Here is a 21,936-nt window from a genome sequence, read left to right on the forward strand (position 1 = left end):
GCGAGCGTAAGGTAGAGCTGGGGTAAACCCTCAGCCGAGCTCACCTTGGCTGTCCAATACCGCGCGAACCTTGCGGGCGAGCTCGATGGGTCGGTACGGCTTTTCCAGCAACTCGAACTCTGCGCCGCTAATGTCGTCGCGCTCCAGCGAGTCTCGTGAATAACCCGACGTCAGCAGGATTCGCGTCGCCGGATACAGGCGACAAACCTCACGTGCCAATGCCAAGCCGTTCATTGCCCCCGGCATGACCAGATCACTGAAAAGCAAATCGATACTCGCGATTTGCAGCGATCCCAACGCTTGTGCAGCGTCGTACGCGATCGTTACTTGATAACCGTAATCGGTCAGCACCTCTCTGGCCAACTCAGCGACTTCTCGCCTATCCTCAACGATCAAGATGCGCTCAGCGCCTTTGAGCAACTCATTCTCAAGGGGCTGTTTTTCTACCCATAGCTGATTGTCATCGGCAGGGAAATAAAGACGGACCTTGGTGCCAGCGCCTGGGGTCGATTCCAGCCTGGCAATGCCTCCGGACTGTTTGACGAAACCGTAGACCATCGCCAGGCCCAGCCCGGAGCCTTTGCCCTCTTCCTTGGTTGTGAAGAATGGCTCCATGACTCTGTCTAGATTTTCAGCGGCGATACCCACGCCATTATCCGCCACGATGAGGCTGACGTAGCGCCCCGAGGCAAGCCCGGCGTGCGCATCGTCCGCCGCCGAGACGGAGAGATTGAAGGTTTGCACGGTAATGAGTGGCTGGTCTCGACCGCGCAACGAATCCCGAGCATTGGAGAGCAAGTGCTTCACCGCTATCTCTGCCTGGGTCGGGTCGATTCGGCAGTTCCATAAATTCGCCGCGAGGTCTAAGCGCAGTTCCAATTCGGCACAATCGCGTACGCACACACTCGTATGTTCGAGCAAGGCGTTGAGATTGATTACCCTGCCCTGCAACCGCTGCCGGCGGGAAAACGCCAGCAGGTGCTGCGTCAGCAGACGCGCTTTTTCCGCTGCGTCACGGGCATGGCCGGCGCCCGTGACGATACGTTGCGGATCACCGTTGGGTCGCTTGGCTGTGTGCTGGATCAACTCGATGTAACCGATCATCACTTGAAGCAGATTATTGAAATCGTGAGCGATTCCACCCGTCAGTTGCCCCAGTGCCTCCATATTCTGTGCGTAGCGCAAGCCGTCCTCAGCATCGCGGCGACGGCTCACATCCAACTGCGAGGCGAAGAAATACACCAGCTTGCCGTGTTCATTGAACGATGGCGCAATGAACAATTCGTTCCAGAACGTTGTGCCATCTTTGCGGTAGTTGAGCACTTCCACGCAGATTTCATGCTGATTCTTCAGCGCTTCCTCCACGCGTTGCAAAGTGACTTTGTCCGTTTGCTCACCCTGCAGAAACCGGCAATTGCGCCCCAGGACTTCGTCCAGTGTAAATTCCGTGAGATCAAGAAAAGCCTGGTTGGCAAACACAATAGGGTTATCGGACTTCCCAGGATCGGTGACGATCATGGCCGTGCGGCTAATTTGCACCGCCGCGAAAAAGAGTCCCTTTCTGCTTTCCGAAATGACGGCTGAGTTATCGTCGTCGATGATAGACTTTGATTTTCTTGGCATTTGATTCTCCTGGTCACGACGCTCTTTTGACGCTCTGACTTCAAGAGCCAGCCGGAGTGCCGCACTACACATCGTTTCAAATACGGCGTGGTTTAGCGCGCCTGAAATGTCGCGATGTGCGGATCCATGCGCGCCTATAGCTGCGGATAATGTTCCAAACACTAGGATTGCGCCGTAAGCAACTGCTCAGCCTGTTGCCTCATGGCATGGGCGTCCCACAGCCAGCCGCAGAATTTTCCTGTGGAGTCGCCATTATCGGATCCTCTTTTTTATAAATCTCTCCGTCGTAGGCCTCGACGCCGTCGGCGTTTCAATGCAACCGGATTCCCGTCAGGATTGTTGATGCTTTCCAACGGCGTTTGTCGGCGCTGCTGCTGTTCTTTGGGTTTTTCTAGAACGGTTTAATCGGCACTGCATTGTCCTGCGAGGACGTTTCATTATCGTCGGGAACCTCGGTTTCTGCCGATGGGTATGACGATTGGCGCGTTGGGGCATTGGGATAGCCGGGTAAGCCACGAGTATCGCCCCGCGTGGTGCCCTCGTCGCCTTTCAGCGGATGCTGCCAGTCAGTCGTCGCGTTTGGGTCTTCGTCTCGTCCAGCAGTGCCAAGAACGAAACCGTCATCGTTGGGGCTCCGATCGTTCTTGAGCGATGCTTCAGGCAGTGGCTTATTCATGGCTACCTCCAAATAGCGTGGGGTCGAACTTTTTGGAAGCGCACTGAACTGGTGAGTGCGATGCGCAAGACGAACGGTGCGCGCGTTCATCTCTTTATGCTCGATCACTTTACGCCTATCCGAAAACTTATACGAAACGGCGCTGCTCGCGCGTCTTTGTACAACTTCCGAGCATGTGCGATACCGTTCATCGGCCGCATAAAAAAAATATCAAGCATTTCTCAACGAGGCGAAATCCGAGTAAGTGTCCATTGCGACAATAAGCAACTAACGAAACGCTATTTTGATACTGGAGAGCCATCATGACTACAAGTAATAAAAACCCGGGCAACTTCGCCAATGATCGCGAGAAAGCTTCCGAAGCTGGTAAGAAAGGCGGTCAGGCGTCGGGCGGCAACTTTGCCAACGACCGTGAAAAAGCTTCTGAAGCAGGACGCAAAGGTGGCGAAAACAGCCACGGTGGCGGCCGTAAATCCGAGTAAACAAGGGTAACGTGCTTCCCCTGCGCATGGATGCGATAGCCGGGACGCAACCACGTAAGTTGAAACCTACGATCCATGGGACGTCTCGCGACTGCGAACGGTGGGCGTAATTGAACTATCAATCTACGTTAACTGTAATAGGCGAAGCGACGCGAGACATCTTTCTGGTGCTGGGTTGTCATATAGGCATTCAACTAAGGAATATAGGCGTATCTATATGACCATCGTTATACATATGAGGTAGACAGAAATGGCACAAGACAAACAAAGCGGTATGTCTGTAAACGAAGCGGGTAAAAAAGGTGGCGAAGCCACTTCCGCGTCCCATGATAAAGAGTTCTACCAGGAGATTGGCAGCAAAGGTGGCCAAAATAGTGGTGGCAACTTTAAGAATGATCCGGAACGTGCAGCCGAAGCCGGAAGCAAAGGCGGTCAAAACAGCGGCGGCAACTTCAAAAACGATCCGGAACGAGCCGCCGAGGCCGGCAGCAAAGGTGGTCAGAACAGCGGCGGCAATTTTGCCAATGATCGGGAAAAGGCCTCCGAAGCAGGACGCAAGGGCGGTGAAAACAGCCATGGTGGTGGACGCAACAGCAATAGCTAATGCGATCGATGCAGGGGAGCCTTGCTCCCCTGCCATTTCGCTACCGCAGCGGCAAGTTGCTGCTTGATGTCGGTTTCATCCTCCCTCCAAAGGCAACTCTAACGGACGGCACTTTACCCGGAGCCCCCAATGACGAACGCCCAATCGAACTCCCGTTGCGCATGCCCGGGATGCACCTGCAGTTTTAATTCTGACAATGCGGTCGAGCGCGACGGCAAGCGTTATTGCAGCCAGGCCTGTGCAGACCTTCACCCGAACGGCAGTCCCTGCCCGGACTCTGATTGTCATTGTGAACGCAGCATGGCGATGCATGACCGCCACGTTAGCGATTCGAAGCTGGACGAAGCGGTTGAAGAAACATTTCCCGCAAGCGACCCGATATCGCCCTGATCGACGCGCCGATCGGGCGCCACCTTTTGTCCTTCAATAGAACCCGGTAGGCGCGCTGTTTACTCCAAGCGCCAAAGCAGAGGACTTCACCATGATTGCCCCCGCAACCGGTATGAAACCGGGCGAGCGTTACATCATTGATAGCGTCGACGGTACAGGTCACACAAGTGAAGACGTACCCACATTCTGAACGGAGCGTTCACCATGACCTCACCCGTATCGATACCCATCGGGGCTGACGAAGAAGATGAACAGGCTCGGATAAACGCTTTGTTTTATGAGGCGGACAAGCTTGAAGATATTGCCTACCGCCTGTTCGATGAGAGCACTCGAGACGCTGACGTTTGGCAACATTTCAGCGAAGTCAAAGCCGCAGCCGATCTTAAACGCACCGAGGCGTGTCGCGCGTGGATGAACATGCGCCGCAAAGCGCTGCGCCCTGCGGATTAGGCCCTCGGATGCTAGGGGCGCAACCCGACAGCGTCGAGTTCAACGCAAGACCCGATCAATACCTGCGCCCGATGACCGGCCCCTGACGCCCGACGGTCGTAGCGCAGGCCATACACGCCTGCGTGCGGACACAGCTAACTATTCGTTGGCGTGGGCGCGAGCGTCGGCACAGGGCAAACGTCCAGCTTCCCCCCCAGCGATTCTCTCGGCCTGATCGATGCCACGTTTAAGCGCGTCTTCCACATTCCATTCATTGCCGGGCAACGTCTTGACGCGTTCCGCGACTGCCTGGCCGGTAGCGGTATAGACACTGACGAAGATCTCAATATCACCGTCCGGCTGCTCCCTCGCCCTGACTTCGACGTGGCATCCGTTCTCGACCTTCTGGGTATAGCATTCATCGGTTCGTCCCTGTTCTACCCAGTGTTTAAAGGTTTCGCCTCGAATAAACATGACCTCTCTCCCGTGCTTGATGCGCTCGTCACAGAGACCTCACTGAGGTTGGAATGATTCCGGGTTTCAGCGGCGCTTTTTGATCATAGCGCGGGGCGAAATGCTCGCCGCTTCGCCTGTTCAGCCACTCGTCAGACAAGGACACATTTTGTTAAACCATCCTGCCAAGGCCCTTTCACAGCCTTGAGGCCAGGCGAATCCATTCGCGTGAATGTTCTCCCTTTACATGATCCGTCGCGTTGCGGAAGTGATTTTTCTGCACTGGTTTTTATCGGGCATTGCGCGGTGCGCCGTTGCCAAGCCAGCGGATGCGCAGCGTCGACTTTTCGCCACTGCATATTTTCAACCCGGCGCGCCATGGTTCCGCACATGAAAGGATCTGGCGTCTAACAGGAGCAATTCATGAAGCGCACTATTGGCTATTGCCTGGGCTATCTCGCTGCGAGCTTTCTTTTGGCCGGCTGCAATCTGATCATTTTCCACCCCAAGGGCGACGTCGCCAGGGATGAGCGCGATCTGATCGTTCTGGCGACGGGCCTCATGTTGCTGGTGGTGGTACCGGTTATCGGGATGATGTTCGTGTTTGCCTACCGCTACCGGGCAACCAACAAGAAAGCTCGCTATTCACCACGCTGGGCCAGCTCGCACAAGATCGAAGCCATCGTCTGGGGTGTGCCATTCCTGATCATCTGCGTCTTGGGCTGGGTTACCTGGCAAACCACTCACAAGCTTGATCCCTATCGACCGCTGGATTCCGATGTAGCGCCGCTGAACGTAGAGGTGGTCGCCACCGACTGGAAATGGCTGTTCATCTACCCGGACCTGGGCATCGCATCGGTCAATGAATTGGCGATGCCGGTTTACACGCCTGTGAGTTTCACGATCACCTCCGACGGCGCGATGACCTCGTTTTTCATCCCGGCCTTGGGCGGGCAGATTTATGCCATGGCCGGCATGCAGACCAAGTTGCACCTGATTGCCAACGAAATCGGCCAGTTCCGTGGAATCGCTGCCAACTACAACGGCAAGGGCTTCTCGGACATGCACTTTTCCACTCGCTCACTCAGCGGCGCCGACTTCGAAGCGTGGGTGGCCAGTGTTAAACGAGCCTCGCAACCACTGGACCAGGCCACTTACGCGAAGTTGGCCAAGCCGACCATCAAACACCCCATCACCTATTACTCGAGCGTTCAGGAACGCCTGTTTTTGAACATCGTCGACAAGTATGAAGGCATGAACAAGGCCAATCAATCCAGGCAGGCTCGGCGAGACGACAATCTCGAGCGCACCACCCAACAGCCGGGGCTGATCGCAGAGGAGCATCAATAATGTTCGGCAAACTTTCATGGGACGCGATTCCTACCAGCGAACCCATCGTCATGTACACCCTGGCCTTTGTCGGTCTGATGGGTGTGGCTCTAGTGGGAACCATCACCTGGAAACGCAAATGGGGTTACATCTGGCGTGAGTGGTTCACCACGGTAGACCACAAGAAGATCGGCTGCATGTACATCATCGTGGCGCTGGTGATGCTGCTGCGCGGTTTTTCCGACGCCATCATGATGCGCACCCAGCAGGCGATGGCAGCCAGCGGGGGGCCCGGCTATCTGCCGCCCGAACACTACGACCAGATCTTCACCGCGCACGGCACGATCATGATTTTCTTTATGGCCATGCCCTTTGTCGCTGGCTTGATGAACGTTGTTGTGCCTTTGCAAATCGGCGCTCGCGATGTCGCCTATCCATTTCTTAATGCCTTGAGCTTCTGGCTGTTCGTGGTGGGTGCAGCGCTGGTGAACATTTCGCTCGGCGTCGGCGAATTTGCCCGCACCGGCTGGGTCGCCTATCCACCCTTGTCCGAGCTGGGTTACAGCCCAGGGGTCGGCGTTGATTATTACATCTGGTCGCTGCAAATATCCGGCATAGGTACGTTACTGACCGGAGTGAACTTCTTCGTCACTATCTTGAAAATGCGCACCGAAGGCATGACCCTGTTCAAGATGCCGGTCTTCACCTGGAACGCGCTTTGCACCTCAATTCTGATCCTCGCGGCGTTTCCGATTCTTACCGCCACGCTGCTCATGCTGACGCTGGACCGCTATTTGGGCATGCACTTTTTCACCAACGAGGCGGGCGGCAATCCGATGATGTATGTGAACCTGATTTGGGCCTGGGGGCACCCGGAGGTGTACATCCTGATCCTGCCGGCGTTCGGCATTTTCTCGGAGATCGCGGCGACCTTCAGCAGCAAGCGCCTGTTCGGTTACGTGTCGCTGGTGTGGGCGACGATTGCGATCACAATTCTGTCGTTCATCGTCTGGTTGCATCACTTTTTCACGATGGGCGCCGGCGCAAACGTCAACGCCTTCTTCGGCATCATGACCATGATCATCGCCGTTCCGACCGGGGTAAAAATTTTTACCTGGCTGTTTACCATGTACCGCGGCCGGGTGCGTTTCGAAACGCCGATGCTGTGGACCCTTGGCTTCATTCTCACGTTCAGCATCGGCGGAATGACCGGCGTTCTGCTGGCGGTGCCAGGCGCGGACTTCCTGCTGCACAACAGCCTATTTCTGATCGCGCACTTCCATAACGTGATCATCGGCGGTGCCGTCTTCGGCTACATGGCGGGGCTGACCTACTGGTTCCCGAAAGCGTTCGGCTTCAGGCTCAATGATCGTCTGGGACGAATTTCGTTCTGGTGCTGGATCATCGGCTTCTATTTCGCGTTCATGCCATCCTACGTGCTCGGTTTCATGGGCATGACTCGCCGGCTCAACCACTTCGACAATCCGGAATGGCGTCCCTGGCTGATGCTTGAACTGCTGGGCGTGGGCATCATTCTTTGCGGTGTGGCAGCCCAGCTCCTGCAGCTCTACGCGAGCATTCGCAATCGGCACCGATATCGGGACCTCACCGGCGACCCTTGGGACGGTCGCACCCTGGAGTGGGCAACCGCATCCCCACCTCCGTTCTACAATTTTGCCGAGCAACCCAGGGTCGATGATCTGGACGCGTATTGGGGCATGAAGGAACGCGGGATCAGCACGCTCCTGCATACCGATTACCGCAGCATCCACATGCCCCGCAACACGTCCATGGGCCTTGTGATCAGTGTCTTTGCGTTGATAGCAAGCTTTGCGCTGGTGTGGCACATCTGGTGGATGGTGATTGCCGGATTCTTGGCGGCTGTCGCGTCGATGATCGTGCGAAGCTACGACGACGATATCGACTTTTTCGTGCCCGCTGAGGAAGTTGCGCGCATCGAACGAGCGCGTATCAAAGATCTGGCGGAGGCCTGACCCATGTCCAATATTGTGGTTGACAAAGACATTGCCCATAACCACGAGCAAGGTCACGAAGACGCGGGCTCCCTGAGCGTCTTCGGCTTCTGGATCTACCTGATGACCGACTGCATCCTGTTCGCGACGCTGTTCGCGGGGTATGCGGTGTTGCGCGACAGCGTGGCGGGCGGCCCTTCGACCATCGACATTTTCGAGCTGCCCTACGTGCTCGGCGAAACCACCCTGCTGCTGTTGAGCAGCATCACCTACGGCTACGCCATGCTGGCGATGAACCGCAACGAGCCGGTCATGGTATTGCGGTGGCTGGGCGCGACATTCCTGCTGGGCTGCGGATTCATCGCGATGGAAATCAACGAATTCCATCACCTCGTTCAGGAAGGCTACGGGCCGGACCGCAGTGGTTTCCTCACTGCGTTCTTCACATTGGTGGGTACCCATGGCGCCCACGTCCTGAGCGGTTTGGTGTGGATGGCGGTGTTGATGGCTCAGATCAAACAGCGCGGACTGACCAGCACCAATGCGACGCGGCTGAGTTGCCTGAGCCTTTTCTGGCATTTCCTGGATGTCGTTTGGATCTGCGTCTTTACCGTCGTCTACCTGCTGGGAGTGGTGTGATATGTACAAGCAAAGTCCAATTCACAGCAGCGCCGGCACCAGCCACGGCAGCAGCCGCTCCTACATGGTCGGCTTCATTATCTCGGTGTTGCTCACCGTTGTGCCTTTTGCCCTGGTCATGTACCCGACGCTGCCCCGCAGCTTGACTGCCTGGACGGTGGTCGTGCTCGGTGCAATACAAATCGTCGTGCACCTAAAGTATTTCCTGCACCTGGACACCGCTGCGGAACAACGCTGGAACTTCATTGCGCTGATCTTCTCCGCGGTGATCATTATCCTGCTGGTTGGGCTATCGCTATGGATCATGAACAGCATTCACCACAATATGCTCGCGCATTGAAGCAATGGAGTGCGTCGCTCGGCGTAGGTCTGCAGCTCACCAAGCCAGGCATCATCTTCGGCAATATGGCCTCGGTACTTGGCGGTTACTTCCTGGCTAGCACCGGCCAATCCGTTTCGGGCCTGCACTTAGCCGCCACGGTGGTCGGGACCGCGCTGGTGATCGCCTGCGGTTGTGTGATCAACAACTGCATTGATCGCGACATCGATCGACGCATGGTACGCACGTGCCACCGAGCGTTGGCGATTCGGGCAGTCTCCATCGGGACGGCAATGTGCTATGCGATTGTCCTTGGATTGATCGGCTTCGGTCTGTTGTGGATTGCAACCAATGTCGTTGCATTCGCCGCGGCCACCGCTGGTCTCGTTATCTATGCGGGGATCTACACGTGCCTGATGAAACGGCGCTCGCACTGGGGCACACTGGTGGGCAGCCTCTCGGGCGCGATGCCCCCTGTGATCGGTTACTGCGCGGTCAGTGGGCGTTTTGACTTTACCGCGCTACTGTTGGTCGCAATGTTCTGCTTCTGGCAAATGCCCCATTCGCATGCGATCACCGTCATGCGCCATGAAGACTTTCGCGCCGCGAGATTGCCTACCCTCACGCCGCTTCAAGCGCGACGGCAGATTCTCCTCTACCTTATGGCATTCCTCATCAGTGCCCTAGCATTGGGATGGGCGGCGAGCTTGAATACGGTATATGTGCTTTTGGTGGTCTTGTTCGGCGGATATTGGTTTTATCTGGCTTGGCAACAGCCAAGGGCCGGCACTACGCAGATGTGGGCTCGTAGGATTTTCACAGTCTCCATTTTCTTGATCCTGATACTGAATTTCGCGATGGCACTCAATGCGGTAATTAGGCCATTGATTTAACCGACATGTTCGGTGTACATCGACCCAAGCGTACGAGAGCCGCCATTACTGAGGCAGCTGCATGAGTTAGAACATTTAGGTAAGCGCGATCCCTCGCCAGCATCTTAAGCAAAAACGCATATGCCTCATCCGCTGCACCTTTTAGTAGCTACCGGACTTGCTGAACGATCTACTCAGAACTCCTGTTAACACGCTCCCCCCGAAGAGCATTAGGCTTTTCCTTCAGAAGAGGACGCCGGCCCGATGCGAGCCGGCAAAAAGTTGGCCGTTCATTTTATGCTGCTGGCTTGAGTACGACCTTCGTCCAGCCATCGTCACGTGCGTCGAAGTGGTTATAGGCATCTGGGCCCTCGGCGAGCTTGAGGCGATGAGAAATAATCTGAGAAGGTTTTGCGCGACCATGATGGATAAGCTCGGCCAAGCGACGGTTGTAGACTTTGACGTTAGCCTGCCCAGTTCGAATCTGCTGCCCCTTGAACCAGAAAGCACCGAAATCGAAGGCCATCTTGCCTTCTTTGGCGAGTTCATTTTTAGCGCCAGGATCCTGAGGTACAAACACACCAACGACTCCGATACCCCCAGTCGCTTTTGTCGAGGCAACAAGGTTATTCATGGTGAGGTGATTGGCTTCATGACCGTGGCGGTCGCAGCATTGATAACCAACACACTCGCATCCTCGATCGGTGCCTTTGCCGTGGGTCAGGTTCAAGATCTGTTCCACGGCCTCTTTCTCAAGCGAGTTGATGGGCGTAGCACCCATCTGAGCGGCGAGCTTTAAACGGTCGGGATGATTGTCGACCACGAACACCTGAGAGGCGCCCTTGATCATTGCTGAGTGGGCGGCCATTAAACCCACCGGGCCGGCGCCATAGATGGCAATGCTCTCCCCAGGAAGGAGGCCCGCCAGCTCGGTTGCATGCCAGCCCGTTGGAAAGATATCCGACAGCATGACGTAATCTTCTTCACGCTCTTGCGCGTCGTCGGGCAGCACCAGGCAATTGAAGTCGGCATACGGCACCCGTAGCAGCTCTGCCTGCCCGCCCTGATAAGGCCCCATATCAGCAAATCCGTAGGCCGCGCCCGCATTACCTGGGTTAGCGGTCAGGCAGAATCCGGTCAGGCCTTTTTCACAGTTTTCGCAAAAACCGCAACCAATGTTAAATGGCAGGCATACACGGTCTCCTACCATGACTCTATCTACGCCGGCGCCTACTTCAACGACCTCGCCCAGATTCTCATGGCCAAACACTCTGCCGGTTTCGAAAGAGGTTCGGCCTTCATACATATGCAGATCAGATCCGCAGATATTAGTGGCCGTCACCCGCACCAGAACGTCGGTAGGTTTTTCGATTTTGGCGTCCGGCACATTTTGCACACTGACGTCACGAGGGCCGTTATAAACGATGGCTTTCATTGCGTTCTCCCAGAGGCAAGACGAAAGGGATTTTTCGTCAATACATGTTTAATCTGTCCGAGAGAGCAAATCGTATGTTCAAGAAATTCGATGCATGTCTGACGAGCGGTACATTCTCAAAATCGCTCAAAAAATCTGAATTATTCGCCCTCGTATCCCTCTCTTTTTTATCGATAGAGATTGAGAGGTTGGCTTGAGTTATCTGGATTGGGTTCAGTGGCCCGCCATGGCAGTGACAGTGATCGCCGCGTGGCTTATCGGGTCTCAACGCCCCGCGAGAAGAATGGCCGGGTTCTTCTGTTTTATTTTGAGTAATGTCCTATGGGTCATTTGGGGGGGCTTATGCGGAGGCCTACGCACTGATCATGCTGCAGATCTGTCTTTGCTCGATGAACCTACGAGGGTTTAAAAAGAACTTTCAGAATCAGTAGGCGCCATTCATTCGGAGGCCTGGCGAGCGCGCTGATTTTTCCTGAACCCACGAGCATTCATGCCAAGCAAAATGCACTCGAGCCCAATCAATCCGAACGCATTTGTGTGCCATCCCCAGATAACCCATAGCGCGTTGCTGAGGATAAACTCCCAAAAGGCAATCATGCGTCGGCGCGGTTGTTGAGACCGATATACCAAGCTGACATGACAGTCACTATCATGGCGGGCCATTGCACCCAATCAATCAGATCCACAAGGTCACCCAGCCTCGAGGCCAGAATCTGAACCTATGGACGGCTCGACACCTTTGTCGGTATCGGGAGGCATAAGGGAAGCCAGATAATCTCCAAATCCACCCCGGCACCTGTAGTCCCGGTGTGCACTGGTGAGCACAGGATTGGTGGCTGCCCAGACAATACGAGCTCCAATCCTCTCGAGGTCTGCAACCACTTGAACATCCTCGTGTGCCCTCAAATGCTTGAACCCACCAGCGTTCTGATAAGCCTCGGCACTCAAGCCGAGATTGGCCCCATGGATATGGCGATGGTTCTCAATGAACTGGTACAACGTCAGGTATTGAGTGCGAACCGCCTCGCCGTATTCTCTCCAGCTGTCGACCTCAACTGTTCCACACACCGCGTCAGCGTCAAACTCAATCTGACGCGCTAGCCAATCGGGCGGTACAACGAAAGCAAGCCACCGTGCACCAGCTTTCAGTAACTGCTCAGCACCTACAGCTCTCGTCTTAACCACGTTTTGAAAGGAGACACCGATCGACTGTACGCCCATCGCCGCGACCATTGCCTCCGTGCTATCTGAGCAGTCATCCAAGACGACGAGTATCTCGAGCAACTGATCTTTTAGCGACGGGTGTTCAACTGCGAGGAATACGGACTCAAGGCATTGGCTGATATAGCGTTCTTTGTTATGAGCAGCTAACACGACCCCTATCATTTTCTCTCCCTTACCTCGCGACGTGTGCCCAGCAATCGACACCGCCCTGATAAGGAAGGTTTAAAGAATCTATCGTAGCGAGAGCAGCTCCATCTAAAGGAGCGTTTCGGAGCGCCATTATCCTGCCAGTATTTACGCCGCGGCATTCCGAACTAGCCTTGTCGTGTTTAGGCTTTTAATCCGGAGAACTGATGGACACGCTAACCAAAGTGGAGGTTGAAACAGCCCTTTCCGCTCGCCTTCCTAACTGCGCAGTTAACTGTGCGTTCAATCCCGACGGCAGCCTTTCGGTGACCGTGACGGCGCACGATGCTGATCAGTTCACCATCGCCAATATCAATCGCGCCCACTATCACGGGGAATCAGGAATCAATAGGCTCATACGGGAAATACTGGAAGAAATGGTCATATCGAGACAGTCTTCCAGGCGTTCAACTGTGGGGTAATAAACAGGAATTCATATGCCGGCCTCTACTGAAGCGACGATGCATTCAATCAAAATTCAATACCTAGTGGACACGCTGTTCGGAGTGAATCCACTCGCAAGCGAGTGCAGAGCACGCATAATGCGCAAAGCGTCTGGATTTCAGCTGCAACTCGCACTGCCGTGGCCTAGCGAGCTACAACACGCCCACACACTTACCTTCGAATGGGAGGGCGGCTCCTACCGTGGGGTGGTGCACCACATTGAAAAACTTCCCAGTGGGGAGCTGCTGTTGGACGTCGACCCATAGCCTTAGTCGTTTTGGCGGAGAAGTTTGAAATTGCGCCTGCCGCTCCTGTTACGCTGAGGGGTCACGCTTCAGATGGGCTTTGGCTTCCAGCACGGCCCGGGCATGCGCCGAATCAGCCAGCTTTTTGAGTTCCTCACATGGTCCCAATCAATGACACCGCCGCTTAACAGCGCTTTGACACCGTCCAGCAGAGCACGGTGGAAAGCATCCGGAGAATTGGCGCGGTACTCGTAGTCGTTCAACGCCTTGTACCAAGCTTTGAGCTCGGGTCGTTGGGGTAAGTGGCTCATAATGCTCATCCTGTTTGGAGCAGGGTTTGTCTTTTCGCCTATTTCTATGTGAGAGCGTCGCCGACCTGAATGTCCAAACACAATCACCCCAAACGCCCCCTATTCGGCATTGGATAGCGCTGCACGCCACTCGTCGAGGGATATGCAGAGCGTTAAAACTTTATTTACCGTTACGCCCTCCCACTTGTTGAGAGAAAAGAATTTGCTCCTAGATGAATCGATTCAATTGAATCCGACAGTGTGAACGCTACGTGGAGATGACAATCATGAACCTGCGTCTACCCATGTTTTTGATGTTGTGCTTTACCTTTTCAAACGCCTTGGCTGCGGCGTGTGATGTCTACACGCACTCTCAGAGCGATCAAGTACCCGTGGTTGAACAGCACACCTGCTACACGTACGAAGGCGTGCCTTCCGACGCTATCGATTGGTCGTGCAGCAATGAAAACAAGGACATGATGAACACAAAAAAAACCAAGATCGCTCAATGCGCCGGCGACTATACGGCCGTTTGCAAGGCAACACTCACACAGGAGGCACTTGCGAATCCTCATGCAACCGCCAAAGTTCCTGGCCACGCAGGCGCGATGCTTCCCAGCAACTCTGGGGTGGTGACTTATCACTATGCCGCAGAGGACCTTAAGCAAGCCAAAATCGATTGTGAGAAAGACGGCGGGCAGTGGACGTGGCAGTCAGCTCAATAACCGGATTTCAAATGGCGCATCCCATATGAACTGCTTTGAGAATGGTACAGCTGCGTCAATACCGCTTATTTTTAAGCGCGGTGATACGGTGCCCAATAACCCGGACCTGCCCGTACTTTTTTATTGAGAGGCACTGCCCAAGCCCTTCGACGACCCTGCGGCACTCTTTGAAGCCATGTTCGCCAGCCAAGGTTGGTCATCTCAGTGGTGTGATGGGATCTACAGCTATCATCATTACCATACACAGGGGCACGAAGTGCTGGGCGTCGCAAGCGGCTATGCTCAGCTGATGCTGGGTGCGAGCACGGTCAGGTTCTGAACTTGAGTACAAGCGATGTGTTGCTGTTGCCGGCAGGCACCGGGCATTGCAGCCTGAGCGCCAGTAAAGACTTTCTCGTAGTAGGCGCCTATCCGCCAGGCCAGCATGCGGATATTTGCCGCGAGGCGCCCACCCCGGGCACAGTTGAGGAATATCGAACAGTTACCATTTCCCTGATGAGGGGCCAGTAACGGGCGATCAAGGTGGCTTTCGCAGGCTGTGGGTCAGAGATTGCTAAGCGCCCTCACCCGCAATCGCTAGCTGGTGAAAATGCGGCAACGATTTCAGGGCATGGAGGGATGCCGCCAATTGGACCTCCTGGCGGGAGCCCATGAACCGTTCCTTTCGACAGAATACGCTCAGACCCCGCCCTAATCGATAGGCCCAGTCAAAACAAACAGTTCCAAGAGTTATCCCATCGATCACATCCGGACCCAGTATGCCTGTGGTCGCGATGGCTACATTTGCCGGACTGTCGCCAAGCGCCCCGAGAACCATCTCCCGAGCAACCTCACAACTCGTGAGATTAAAAATATTTATGGTGTACGGGCGTACTTTTAACAGTCGCTGTTTTCGCTTCTGGCGAATAGACGACATAACCACTCTAAATACATGCCCCCCTCCGTCGACCTCCGAAATCAATGTGATAATTTTTCCCGCGGTACAAGACTCGGCCGTCGTAATGACCAGTCGATTGAGTTTGAGGTACTCCACGATAGAAGCGGCGACAAACATGATAATTGCTCCTGCGCGCGAGCGATTGTGCTATCACCATGTTCCAAAAAGCGACCTTTCAAATCAATCAATGTTCAAGTGAAAGTGTTTTGAACCTGCACGGTGCCAGGTTTTCCAACGCTTACAGAGTTGAACCTGACCTTCACCAATTCCGCTTGAGAGAAGGCAAGAGGATGGAACCTACGATAATGATTACCACAACAGCCAGAATGGCCATGTCATTTTCCTTGGCGGCAACCTTTACCCTGCTAAGCGCCTGCGCTGGCAATGATTCTCCCTCGAAGGTGGGGGCACCCGGTAAACCCACTACTTCATCTACCCGAACCCTAGAAGCCGGTGCAGCCCTGCTCCAATCTCGTCCGCCTGTTGATGCATTGAACGCCTATCTGGACGGTTTTCACTTTTATAACGGCCATCCTGAGGTGCAGATGGAAGCGCATCACTACTGCGCGATTCTCAACGAAGAGGTGATTCAATGCGTGATCTACGACGGCAATCGTAAGGATGCAAAGTTGATGGGCGTGGAATACATCATCAGCGAGCAGTTATTCAACACACTGCCTGAACCTGAGAAGGCGCTTTGGCACAGCCACGTGCACGAAGTGAAATCAGGACAACTGGTCGCACCGGGAATCCCCGAAGTGGCCGAGCACGCTTTGATGGAAAAACTGGTACAAACCTACGGTAAGACCTGGCATACCTGGCATACCTGGCATACCGATCTCCACAAACGCCTTCCGCTGGGTGCACCGCAACTGATGATGGGGTTTACCACCGATGGCCAGGCCGACCCTGGGATGGTCGCCGAGCGAGATCAGCGAATGGGTATCGACAGCATCGAAAAGAAGAAGACTCGCATCGATATAGTTGCGCCAACCATCGCACCCGGTGCGGACGCATGGCAACAGGGCACCATTATTCAGATCACCGATCCGACTATAACGGCCCATCAGCACTGAACGCACCACTCAGTCATTTGGATTGAACGATCATTTGCTAGCCCTTCTCTATCGCAAGACCAGAGATAGGAGGATGTCATGATGATTGATTCAGCAACCGGAATGAGTCCTGGTGAACGATACGCAGTGGAGAGCCTGGAGCGAACTAGAAGCTTTTGCGGTTTTTTCCTGGATGGAAAATATTACCTGGGTCCTGAACTGTTGACGGCTGTCGGGTGGCTTGAGGGTCAGACATTTATTTACGACGAGCTCGACGCCTTAGGCGACCCGGTATTCCCCGACCGTGTCGCTGGCACGATTGAAAACCTTACCCTCCTACTGGCCGACGGTGCCCGTTTGAAGCTCCATCCGATACCTGTTCATGTGCCCGAGGATTTGCCTGCACGCTCGCCTGTAATGGGAAAAAACCATGCCCAGTTACACGGCAAAACGGTGGTGATCACCGGCGCTTCAAGCGGCATAGGTCGTGCTGCTGCTCACGCATTCGCAGAACAAAGTACCCGGTTAGTCTTGGCGGCTCGTGATGAAAGGGCGCTGGCAGAAGTGGTCGAGGAATGTGCTGTGCGCGGCGCGCAGGCGATCGCCGTTAAAACCGATGTGACACATGGCGACCAAATGCGCGCGCTGGCGGAAAAGGCTGCAGCCTTCGGAAACGGCCGCATCGATATCTGGATCAATAACGCCGGTGTAGGGGCCGTCGGCAGCTTCGAAAACACGCCTTTGGAAGCACACGAACAAGTACTGCAAACAGACCTGCTCGGTTACCTGCGTGGCGCCCACGTGGCGTGGCCCTATTTCAAAGCCCAGAAAAGCGGGATTCTGATCAATACACTCTCGCTGGGAAGCTGGGTCGCCCAGCCTTTTGCTGCCGCGTATTCAGCCAGTAAATATGGCCTGCGTGGCTTGACCGAAGCACTGCGCGGCGAACTGGTTGGCTACCCCAATATTCACGTGTGCGACATCTATCCTGCCGTGATGGATACACCGGGCTTTCGCGATGGCGCAAATTTTACCGGCCACGCATTGAAGCCGCCGCCACCGGTCTATGATCCGCGTCAGGTGGCGCGGGCGATGGTCGCTTGCGCGCTGCAACCGAGGAGCAGCACCACTGTGGGTGCCGCTGCAACCATCGCTCGAGTCGCGCACTTTTTGCTGCCTGCCTTTCCCCAGGTATCCGGCCGGCTCACCCGCACCGCCCTACAACGGGCACCCCACTCAGCGACTTCGTCGGGCAACCTGTTTACACCTTCCTGCGGTGAACGTCGCGTAGAGGGCGGCTGGAGGCAAACACGCAGCTCATCTTATTTGTGGGTGGCCGCAAGTGCAGCGCTATTACTCGGCTGTATTGTCATTGCGCGCAAGCGCTCAACAAACAGCAATCGGCATAAATGAATTCCGGGGGCAACCGCCCTCTTCACATGAGGTAACCCGACACGTCTTACAACTTCCTCTATTTACCATCGAGTATCAGCTGCACGGTGAACCGAAGTCCTTCATCGTGCGCGCATCGCAGATGAACAATGCCGAGGCTTGGCATTGGACCGCTTGCGATGCAGGTGTCGCCGTCATACCCAAATTTGGCCAACACACACTCAAGCGTGTTTCCAAGCCGATGGCGGAAAAGTACGGCATCACGCAGGTAGGCTGGAGCGCCGCGACGCAGGTGAAGTGGGCGGAGGGTATCGCATGATGAACAGCCAGACGCTTGGTTATACGAAAAAAAGACAAGCACGCGATGATGAGGTCGCGCGAAATAATGAGATGCTTTTCGAAGCCGATCGACTGGATGCGCAAGCGTACAAAATCATCGAGTCCTAAAGCGGCGACGACCCACAGACGTGGGCGCCCTTCATCGAAGCGAAGAAAGCTGCAGATGCGCAACGCACCGCCGCTTACCAAGAGTGGATGCGCATCCATCGTACAAAGCGAAGATAGCCGTCAGCCCTGTCGAAAACAGGGCTGACGCCCGGTCAAATATCACGCCCCTGACTCAGGGTGTTTTGAAGGCCCGCCAGGGGCAACGCCGCCTTGATCGACGTCCGCCTTCCAGGGGCGGTCGACCGTCGGGTCCTCCGATTTGTCGTTGCGCTTTGCCGTATCGGGCCGCACCTTTTGCCCGATTTGCCCCGACGTATGCGGTTTGGATGGTGGGTTCATGACGCCTCCTCAATCACTGATATGCAGCACGACTTTGCCGTGCACATGCTCATTGGCCAGGTAATCCAGCGCCTGCACCGCAGCCTCCACCTCGAATACCTTGGCGAGGTAGACCTGCACATTGCCGGCCTCGGATCAAGCCGGCGATCTCTGTCAGCTCCTCGCCACGTGGCGCCGCGGTAAACCGTGCGCCGGTCTTGCCGGCTGCCTGCGGATGGCTGACGTCGGGCATCGCCAGGGTCGACACCAGCCGGCCCCCCTCCCCCAGCACTTGCCAGGAACGGGCCTGCGTGTCGCCGCCGATCAAATCAATCACCAGGTCAAAATCCTTGCAAATGTCCTCAAAACGCTCGGTCTTGTAGTCGATTGCGCGGTCTGCCCCCAGCTCGCGCAAGAACGGCAGGCTGTCCGTGGAGGCGGTGGCGTATACCTGGGCACCCTTGACCTTGGCTAACTGCACGGCAAAGTGGCCCACCCCGCCGGTCCCGCCATGGATCAGCACCTTCTGCCCTTGCTCGATCTGCCCGTGCTCCACCAGGACCTACCAAGCGGTACGGCCCGCCAGCGGTACACCGGCCGCAACCGGCCAATCCAGTGACTGGGGGATATGCGCCAGATGCACCGCCGGTACCCGCGAATACTCGGCATAGCCACCGTCGGCGCCAATCATCGCAAACACCCGATCGCCCTTCTTGAAATCGCTGACGCCCTGCCCGACTTTTTCTACCAGGCCGGCGACTTCACGGCCGAGGGTGGGCGGGAGTTTGTCCTGCTTGGCCTCCGGGTATTGGCCTTCGCGAATCTTGTAGTCCACAGGGTTGATACCCACGAAAAAATTCTTGACCAGCACCTCGCCTGCCAGAGGCTCCGGCACCTCGACGTCACAAACGCGCATGACCTCGGGGCCGCCAAACTGCTCCATCCTGATTGCTTTCATGGTACGCACCTCATTGTCTGTTCAAAGCACACAGGGGTGTGGAGGACCGCCGATGTCCAGGGGTTCACTTGATATCGAGCAACGCTGACAAACGGCATCTTCCACCCACGAAGCCACTCGAACCTTTGCGTCTACCGGCCCGTCCCAACTGTATTCAGCCAAAACCCGGGGGTGCCTGATGCTTATCTATCCCAAAAGCCATTTCCAGCCCTATACCAATGCCTGTGGCGGTTGGGGTTCGGCCAAATCGGTGATGCAGATACTGTGGCGCGAACAGGCGCTGGCCAAGGCGCCCGCCGCCCTGTTCAAGCAGAACAAACCGGATGGTTTTGCCTGTGTCAGCTGTGCCTGGGCCAAGCCCGGGCAGCCGCACGCACTGGAATTCTGCGAAAACGGCGCCAAGGCTACTGCGTGGGAATTGACGTCGAAGAAGACCAGCCCGGACTTCTTCGCCGAACACACTCTCTGTGAACTGCGGCAATGGCCGGACCATGCGCTGGAACAGCAAGGCCGCCTGACCCATCCCCTGCATTACGATTCCGCCAGCGACCGCTACCGGGAAACCTCCTGGGAAGAAGCCTACCGTGACATCGGTGCGCAACTGCGGGTCATGACGCCCGACAGTGTGGTGTTTTACGCCTCGGGACGCGCCTCGCTGGAAACCTCGTTCATGTACCAGCTGTTTGCCCGTGCCTATGGCACCAACAACCTGCCCGACAGCTCGAACATGTGCCACGAAAGCACGTCAGTTGGCCTGCAGGAAAGCATCGGCGTACCGGTCGGCACAGTGACGCTGGCGGATTTCGATCACACCGACTGCTTGTTTTTCTTCGGTCAGAACGTCGGCAGCAACAGTCCCAGAATGCTTCATCAATTGCAGGATGTGCGCAAACGCAACGTGCCGATCATTACCTTCAACCCCTTGCATGAACGGGGGCTGGAACGTTTTGTCAATCCGCAGTCGCCGACCGAAATGCTCACGCCCGAGTCGACCACCATCAGCACCCAGTACCACCAGGTTGCCATCGGCGGTGACACTGCAGCCGCGATCGGCATCGCCAAGGCTTTGCTGGAAATGGATGACCTGGCTCGGCAGGGCGGGGCGAAGCCCGTTCTCGACCACGATTTCATTGCCCGGCACACCGACGGGTTCGAGGCGTTCGCCACGGCCGTGCGCGGCTGTCACTGGCAAACCATCGAGCGGCGCTCGGCCTTAAGCCGCTGCGCGCTTGAAGCGGCAGCCACCGTTTACGCCCGCAGCCACAAGGTCATGATGATTTATGGCATGGGCCTGACCCAGCACCGGCACGGCGTCGAGAATGTGCAGATGCTTGTGAATCTGCTGCTGATGCGCGGCAACATCGGCAAACCCGGGGCGGGTATATGCCCGGTGCGCGGCCACTCCAACGTCCAAGGGCAGCGCACTGTGGGGATCACCGAAGATCCGAAAAAAGTCCCGGCCGAACTGATCGAGCAACACTTCGGATTCAAGGTGCCACCGCAGATGGGTCTTTGCACCGTGGATGCCTGCGAAGGCATTCTGGCCGGTCGCGTTCGCGGCTTCATTGGCCTGGGCGGCAATTTTCTGCGGGCGATTCCGGACACCTCGCGCATGGAGCCTGCCTGGAACACGCTGCAGTTGAATGTGCAGATTGCGACCAAGCTTAATCGCAGCCATTTGCTGCCCGCACAGAACATGTGGTTGCTGCCCTGCCTGGGGCGTATTGAAATCGACCGGCAAAACGGCGTCGCGCAGACTTACACCACCGAGGACAGCACGGGTTGCATCCATGGCTGGCATGGCAGTGCGGAACCGGTCAGCCCGCAAGTGCGTGCCGAAGCCAGCATCGTCGCCGGACTGGCGCTGGCCACCCTGCCCTCCAGCTACGGGATCGACTGGCAAGGCTGGTGCGATGATTATTCAAAAGTCAGGACGGCCATCGGCACGATTTATCCGGAGATTTTCCATGACATGGAAAGCCGCATGAACGAACCCGGTGGGTTCCATCGGCCCATCGCCGCGGCTCGACGGGAATGGTTGACCGACACCGGCAAGGCCCAATTTATCACGCCGCGCTCGCTCAATGAGGATGACGATGTGAACCCCGGCGATGCTCCGCGTGACGTGCTGCAACTGATGACGTTGCGCAGCAACGATCAGTTCAACACCACGATCTACGGTTATGACGATCGTTTTCGCGGCATCAGCGGGACGCGCGAGGTGATTTTCATGCACCGTAATGACATCGTGCGCCTGGGCTTCGAGGCTGGCGAGCGGGTGCTGCTCACCACCGCCATCGAGCCCGAGGTCAAGCGTCAAGTCGGGCCATTCGAGATCATTGCCTACGATATTCCCGAGGGGTGCGCTGCGGCGTACTACCCGGAATGCAATCCGCTGGTGCCGCTGTGGCACCATGCCGAACGCAGTAAGGTGCCAGCCGCCAAATCGGTGCCGGTGCGGCTGAGTGCGGCGCGTCACATGCCCGGCTGA

Annotated in this window: 25 protein-coding genes and 3 pseudogenes; 17 read left to right on the forward strand and 11 right to left on the reverse strand. The window is 56.1% G+C overall.

All coding sequences use genetic code 11. The annotated features are described in order from the left end of the window. Positions 1 to 30: 30 nt before the first annotated feature. Together SB725_RS15720 and SB725_RS15725 are read right to left on the reverse strand one after the other, a co-directional pair. Positions 31 to 1,623, reverse strand: coding sequence for a histidine kinase famiy protein (locus SB725_RS15720; RefSeq protein WP_410922178.1), 1,593 nt, complete (start codon positions 1,621 to 1,623; stop codon positions 31 to 33). Between the two features lie 391 nt (positions 1,624 to 2,014). Further along, positions 2,015 to 2,299, reverse strand: coding sequence for a hypothetical protein (locus tag SB725_RS15725; protein ID WP_410922179.1), 285 nt, complete (start codon positions 2,297 to 2,299; stop codon positions 2,015 to 2,017). A gap of 302 nt (positions 2,300 to 2,601) precedes the next feature. Between SB725_RS15725 and SB725_RS15730 the strand changes: the two genes are divergently transcribed. From SB725_RS15730 to SB725_RS15745, 4 genes are all read left to right on the forward strand, one after another. Next, positions 2,602 to 2,781 (forward strand): general stress protein, encoded by a 180-nt coding sequence (locus tag SB725_RS15730; protein WP_410922180.1) that lies wholly within the window; start codon positions 2,602 to 2,604, stop codon positions 2,779 to 2,781. Positions 2,782 to 3,031: 250 nt separating this feature from the next. Next, positions 3,032 to 3,385: a general stress protein gene (locus SB725_RS15735; RefSeq protein ID WP_410922181.1), complete on the forward strand. Its 354-nt coding sequence runs from the start codon at positions 3,032 to 3,034 to the stop codon at positions 3,383 to 3,385. Between the two features lie 129 nt (positions 3,386 to 3,514). Then, positions 3,515 to 3,775: a metallothionein gene (locus SB725_RS15740; protein WP_410922182.1), complete on the forward strand. Its 261-nt coding sequence runs from the start codon at positions 3,515 to 3,517 to the stop codon at positions 3,773 to 3,775. Positions 3,776 to 3,979: 204 nt separating this feature from the next. After that, complete coding sequence (locus tag SB725_RS15745; protein ID WP_410922183.1) at positions 3,980 to 4,225, forward strand: hypothetical protein; 246 nt, start codon at positions 3,980 to 3,982, stop codon at positions 4,223 to 4,225. A 138-nt stretch (positions 4,226 to 4,363) separates the two neighbouring features. Here the strand turns inward: SB725_RS15745 and SB725_RS15750 are convergent, their stop codons facing one another. Then, on the reverse strand, positions 4,364 to 4,678 hold the full coding sequence (locus SB725_RS15750) for a hypothetical protein (RefSeq protein WP_410922184.1): 315 nt from the start codon (positions 4,676 to 4,678) through the stop codon (positions 4,364 to 4,366). A gap of 402 nt (positions 4,679 to 5,080) precedes the next feature. Between SB725_RS15750 and cyoA the strand changes: the two genes are divergently transcribed. The 5 genes from cyoA to cyoE are packed head-to-tail and all read left to right on the forward strand — an operon-like array spanning position 5,081 to position 9,810. Then, entirely contained in the window at positions 5,081 to 6,007 is a 927-nt protein-coding gene (gene cyoA, locus SB725_RS15755; RefSeq protein ID WP_410922185.1) for a ubiquinol oxidase subunit II, read from the forward strand. After that, complete coding sequence (gene cyoB / locus SB725_RS15760; RefSeq protein ID WP_410922186.1) at positions 6,007 to 7,980, forward strand: cytochrome o ubiquinol oxidase subunit I; 1,974 nt, start codon at positions 6,007 to 6,009, stop codon at positions 7,978 to 7,980. The genes cyoA and cyoB overlap by 1 nt, the downstream gene beginning before the upstream one ends. A gap of 3 nt (positions 7,981 to 7,983) precedes the next feature. Next, positions 7,984 to 8,598: a cytochrome o ubiquinol oxidase subunit III gene (cyoC, locus tag SB725_RS15765; protein ID WP_410922187.1), complete on the forward strand. Its 615-nt coding sequence runs from the start codon at positions 7,984 to 7,986 to the stop codon at positions 8,596 to 8,598. Between the two features lies 1 nt (position 8,599). After that, on the forward strand, positions 8,600 to 8,938 hold the full coding sequence (cyoD, locus tag SB725_RS15770) for a cytochrome o ubiquinol oxidase subunit IV (RefSeq protein WP_410922188.1): 339 nt from the start codon (positions 8,600 to 8,602) through the stop codon (positions 8,936 to 8,938). Then, positions 8,896 to 9,810: a heme o synthase gene (gene cyoE / locus SB725_RS15775; protein WP_410922190.1), complete on the forward strand. Its 915-nt coding sequence runs from the start codon at positions 8,896 to 8,898 to the stop codon at positions 9,808 to 9,810. The genes cyoD and cyoE overlap by 43 nt, the downstream gene beginning before the upstream one ends. Before the next feature lie 274 nt (positions 9,811 to 10,084). Here the strand turns inward: cyoE and SB725_RS15780 are convergent, their stop codons facing one another. Continuing rightward, positions 10,085 to 11,224, reverse strand: a complete 1,140-nt coding sequence (locus SB725_RS15780) for a glutathione-independent formaldehyde dehydrogenase (RefSeq protein WP_410922191.1) — start codon at positions 11,222 to 11,224, stop codon at positions 10,085 to 10,087. 226 nt (positions 11,225 to 11,450) lie between these two features. Here SB725_RS15780 and SB725_RS15785 point away from each other — a divergent pair. Continuing rightward, positions 11,451 to 11,655 (forward strand): annotated as a pseudogene (locus SB725_RS15785) (hypothetical protein). A gap of 7 nt (positions 11,656 to 11,662) precedes the next feature. Here SB725_RS15785 and SB725_RS15790 read toward each other — a convergent pair. Next, positions 11,663 to 11,910: pseudogene (locus SB725_RS15790) on the reverse strand (hypothetical protein). Between the two features lie 4 nt (positions 11,911 to 11,914). Beyond that, positions 11,915 to 12,610 (reverse strand): glycosyltransferase, encoded by a 696-nt coding sequence (locus SB725_RS15795; RefSeq protein ID WP_410922192.1) that lies wholly within the window; start codon positions 12,608 to 12,610, stop codon positions 11,915 to 11,917. 191 nt (positions 12,611 to 12,801) lie between these two features. On the opposite strand from SB725_RS15795, the gene SB725_RS15800 reads away from it, so the two are divergent. Next, a complete protein-coding gene (locus tag SB725_RS15800; protein WP_410922194.1) occupies positions 12,802 to 13,056 on the forward strand; it encodes a hypothetical protein in 255 nt (84 codons plus the stop codon). 356 nt (positions 13,057 to 13,412) lie between these two features. Here SB725_RS15800 and SB725_RS15805 read toward each other — a convergent pair whose 3' ends face one another. After that, positions 13,413 to 13,634 (reverse strand): hypothetical protein, encoded by a 222-nt coding sequence (locus SB725_RS15805; RefSeq protein WP_410922195.1) that lies wholly within the window; start codon positions 13,632 to 13,634, stop codon positions 13,413 to 13,415. Between the two features lie 266 nt (positions 13,635 to 13,900). Between SB725_RS15805 and SB725_RS15810 the strand changes: the two genes are divergently transcribed. Then, complete coding sequence (locus tag SB725_RS15810; protein WP_410922196.1) at positions 13,901 to 14,338, forward strand: hypothetical protein; 438 nt, start codon at positions 13,901 to 13,903, stop codon at positions 14,336 to 14,338. A gap of 553 nt (positions 14,339 to 14,891) precedes the next feature. Here the strand turns inward: SB725_RS15810 and SB725_RS15815 are convergent. Beyond that, the gene (locus tag SB725_RS15815) at positions 14,892 to 15,392 is read right to left on the reverse strand and encodes a CinA family protein (RefSeq protein ID WP_410922197.1); all 501 of its coding nucleotides are present in this window, start codon (positions 15,390 to 15,392) and stop codon (positions 14,892 to 14,894) included. Between the two features lie 188 nt (positions 15,393 to 15,580). On the opposite strand from SB725_RS15815, the gene SB725_RS15820 reads away from it, so the two are divergent. The 4 genes from SB725_RS15820 to SB725_RS15835 all read left to right on the forward strand — a co-directional run bounded on the left by SB725_RS15820 (position 15,581) and on the right by SB725_RS15835 (position 18,169). After that, positions 15,581 to 16,351 (forward strand): OBAP family protein, encoded by a 771-nt coding sequence (locus tag SB725_RS15820; protein WP_410922198.1) that lies wholly within the window; start codon positions 15,581 to 15,583, stop codon positions 16,349 to 16,351. A gap of 81 nt (positions 16,352 to 16,432) precedes the next feature. Next, positions 16,433 to 17,743, forward strand: coding sequence for an SDR family oxidoreductase (locus SB725_RS15825; RefSeq protein ID WP_410922433.1), 1,311 nt, complete (start codon positions 16,433 to 16,435; stop codon positions 17,741 to 17,743). Positions 17,744 to 17,810: 67 nt separating this feature from the next. Next, complete coding sequence (locus SB725_RS15830) at positions 17,811 to 18,041, forward strand: DUF6555 family protein (RefSeq protein WP_410922434.1); 231 nt, start codon at positions 17,811 to 17,813, stop codon at positions 18,039 to 18,041. Continuing rightward, positions 18,038 to 18,169, forward strand: a complete 132-nt coding sequence (locus SB725_RS15835; RefSeq protein ID WP_410922199.1) for a hypothetical protein — start codon at positions 18,038 to 18,040, stop codon at positions 18,167 to 18,169. The genes SB725_RS15830 and SB725_RS15835 overlap by 4 nt, the downstream gene beginning before the upstream one ends. 348 nt (positions 18,170 to 18,517) lie before the next feature. On the opposite strand, the gene SB725_RS15840 is transcribed toward SB725_RS15835, so the two are convergent. From SB725_RS15840 to SB725_RS15850, 3 genes and pseudogenes are all read right to left on the reverse strand, one after another. Then, positions 18,518 to 18,628: a hypothetical protein gene (locus SB725_RS15840; protein WP_410922201.1), complete on the reverse strand. Its 111-nt coding sequence runs from the start codon at positions 18,626 to 18,628 to the stop codon at positions 18,518 to 18,520. A 70-nt stretch (positions 18,629 to 18,698) separates the two neighbouring features. Next, positions 18,699 to 19,043: pseudogene (locus SB725_RS15845) on the reverse strand (zinc-binding dehydrogenase); the annotation flags it as partial. Positions 19,044 to 19,049: 6 nt separating this feature from the next. Continuing rightward, positions 19,050 to 19,445, reverse strand: coding sequence for a quinone oxidoreductase family protein (locus SB725_RS15850; RefSeq protein ID WP_410922202.1), 396 nt, complete (start codon positions 19,443 to 19,445; stop codon positions 19,050 to 19,052). Between the two features lie 178 nt (positions 19,446 to 19,623). On the opposite strand from SB725_RS15850, the gene SB725_RS15855 reads away from it, so the two are divergent. After that, positions 19,624 to 21,936, forward strand: a complete 2,313-nt coding sequence (locus SB725_RS15855; RefSeq protein WP_410922203.1) for an FdhF/YdeP family oxidoreductase — start codon at positions 19,624 to 19,626, stop codon at positions 21,934 to 21,936.

This window comes from Pseudomonas sp. SIMBA_041, from assembly GCF_046535095.1.
GTDB classification, from domain to species: domain Bacteria; phylum Pseudomonadota; class Gammaproteobacteria; order Pseudomonadales; family Pseudomonadaceae; genus Aquipseudomonas; species Aquipseudomonas mucoides.

Excerpts from the sequence above, each read along its gene's own strand:
- SB725_RS15720 (WP_410922178.1), bottom strand. The coding sequence starts at position 1,623 with ATGCCAAGAAAATCAAAGTCTATCATCGACGACGATAACTCAGCCGTC.
- SB725_RS15725 (WP_410922179.1), bottom strand. The coding sequence starts at position 2,299 with ATGAATAAGCCACTGCCTGAAGCATCGCTCAAGAACGATCGGAGCCCC.
- SB725_RS15730 (WP_410922180.1), top strand. The coding sequence starts at position 2,602 with ATGACTACAAGTAATAAAAACCCGGGCAACTTCGCCAATGATCGCGAG.
- SB725_RS15735 (WP_410922181.1), top strand. The coding sequence starts at position 3,032 with ATGGCACAAGACAAACAAAGCGGTATGTCTGTAAACGAAGCGGGTAAA.
- SB725_RS15740 (WP_410922182.1), top strand. The coding sequence starts at position 3,515 with ATGACGAACGCCCAATCGAACTCCCGTTGCGCATGCCCGGGATGCACC.
- SB725_RS15745 (WP_410922183.1), top strand. The coding sequence starts at position 3,980 with ATGACCTCACCCGTATCGATACCCATCGGGGCTGACGAAGAAGATGAA.
- SB725_RS15750 (WP_410922184.1), bottom strand. The coding sequence starts at position 4,678 with ATGTTTATTCGAGGCGAAACCTTTAAACACTGGGTAGAACAGGGACGA.
- cyoA (WP_410922185.1), top strand. The coding sequence starts at position 5,081 with ATGAAGCGCACTATTGGCTATTGCCTGGGCTATCTCGCTGCGAGCTTT.
- cyoB (WP_410922186.1), top strand. The coding sequence starts at position 6,007 with ATGTTCGGCAAACTTTCATGGGACGCGATTCCTACCAGCGAACCCATC.
- cyoC (WP_410922187.1), top strand. The coding sequence starts at position 7,984 with ATGTCCAATATTGTGGTTGACAAAGACATTGCCCATAACCACGAGCAA.
- cyoD (WP_410922188.1), top strand. The coding sequence starts at position 8,600 with ATGTACAAGCAAAGTCCAATTCACAGCAGCGCCGGCACCAGCCACGGC.
- cyoE (WP_410922190.1), top strand. The coding sequence starts at position 8,896 with ATGGATCATGAACAGCATTCACCACAATATGCTCGCGCATTGAAGCAA.
- SB725_RS15780 (WP_410922191.1), bottom strand. The coding sequence starts at position 11,224 with ATGAAAGCCATCGTTTATAACGGCCCTCGTGACGTCAGTGTGCAAAAT.
- SB725_RS15795 (WP_410922192.1), bottom strand. The coding sequence starts at position 12,610 with ATGATAGGGGTCGTGTTAGCTGCTCATAACAAAGAACGCTATATCAGC.
- SB725_RS15800 (WP_410922194.1), top strand. The coding sequence starts at position 12,802 with ATGGACACGCTAACCAAAGTGGAGGTTGAAACAGCCCTTTCCGCTCGC.
- SB725_RS15805 (WP_410922195.1), bottom strand. The coding sequence starts at position 13,634 with ATGAGCCACTTACCCCAACGACCCGAGCTCAAAGCTTGGTACAAGGCG.
- SB725_RS15810 (WP_410922196.1), top strand. The coding sequence starts at position 13,901 with ATGAACCTGCGTCTACCCATGTTTTTGATGTTGTGCTTTACCTTTTCA.
- SB725_RS15815 (WP_410922197.1), bottom strand. The coding sequence starts at position 15,392 with ATGTTTGTCGCCGCTTCTATCGTGGAGTACCTCAAACTCAATCGACTG.
- SB725_RS15820 (WP_410922198.1), top strand. The coding sequence starts at position 15,581 with ATGATTACCACAACAGCCAGAATGGCCATGTCATTTTCCTTGGCGGCA.
- SB725_RS15825 (WP_410922433.1), top strand. The coding sequence starts at position 16,433 with ATGATTGATTCAGCAACCGGAATGAGTCCTGGTGAACGATACGCAGTG.
- SB725_RS15835 (WP_410922199.1), top strand. The coding sequence starts at position 18,038 with ATGATGAACAGCCAGACGCTTGGTTATACGAAAAAAAGACAAGCACGC.
- SB725_RS15850 (WP_410922202.1), bottom strand. The coding sequence starts at position 19,445 with ATGAAAGCAATCAGGATGGAGCAGTTTGGCGGCCCCGAGGTCATGCGC.
- SB725_RS15855 (WP_410922203.1), top strand. The coding sequence starts at position 19,624 with ATGCTTATCTATCCCAAAAGCCATTTCCAGCCCTATACCAATGCCTGT.